The organism is Novosphingobium capsulatum NBRC 12533, from assembly GCF_001598375.1.
Classification (GTDB): Bacteria; Pseudomonadota; Alphaproteobacteria; order Sphingomonadales; family Sphingomonadaceae; genus Novosphingobium; species Novosphingobium capsulatum.
This window is the reverse complement of the sequence record NZ_BCYV01000064.1, coordinates 1-673: the sequence shown is the minus strand read 5'-3', so window position 1 is coordinate 673 and position 673 is coordinate 1. Positions and strand designations below refer to the sequence as shown.

Here is a 673-nt window from a genome sequence, read left to right as displayed (position 1 = left end):
GCCGACGCTGCCGACCGATGGTACGAGGTTGGCTTCGGCCAGACGCTGGGTGTAGTTCATGGCGAGATATTGAACGCCCCTGTCGCTATGGTGGATCAGGCCATCTTCCGGCCCTGGCCTGCGGGCGTGTATCGCCTGCTCCAAGGCGTCCAGCACGAAGCCGGCGGTAGCCGACGTGCTGACCTTCCAGCCCACGATCCGGCGGGCATAGGCGTCGATCACGAAAGCTACATAAACGAAGCCGGCCCAGGTGTGGACGTATGTAAAATCGACCACCCACAATGCGTTGGGACGTTCAACGCGGAACTCGCGATTGACTTTATCCAATGGGCACGGGGCTTTCGGATTGCTGACCGTGGTGATCGTCGTCTTGCCACGCCGAACGCCCGCCAGCCCCATGGCCGCCATCAGGCGCTCCACGGTGCACCGGGCGACAGCCACGCCATCGCGCAGCAACTGGTGCCAAACTTTGCGTGCTCCATAGAGCCCGGAACTGGCCTCGTGGACGCGCTTGATCTGCGCCTTGATCTCGTCATCACGACGGGCACGCGCGGGGCGCCTGCCGGGATCGACCAGGCGACGTGCATGTTCATGGTAGGAGGACGGGGCGATCGCCAACTCATGGCAGATCGGCTCGATACCCAGATCCTCACGATGGGCGTCGATGAACGAC

1 protein-coding gene is annotated in these 673 nt (G+C 63.2%); it reads right to left on the bottom strand.

The genetic code is table 11. The annotated features are described in order from the left end of the window. On the bottom strand, positions 1-673 hold a 673-nt coding region (locus tag SCA01S_RS21575), incomplete at both ends, for an IS3 family transposase (RefSeq protein ID WP_157089092.1).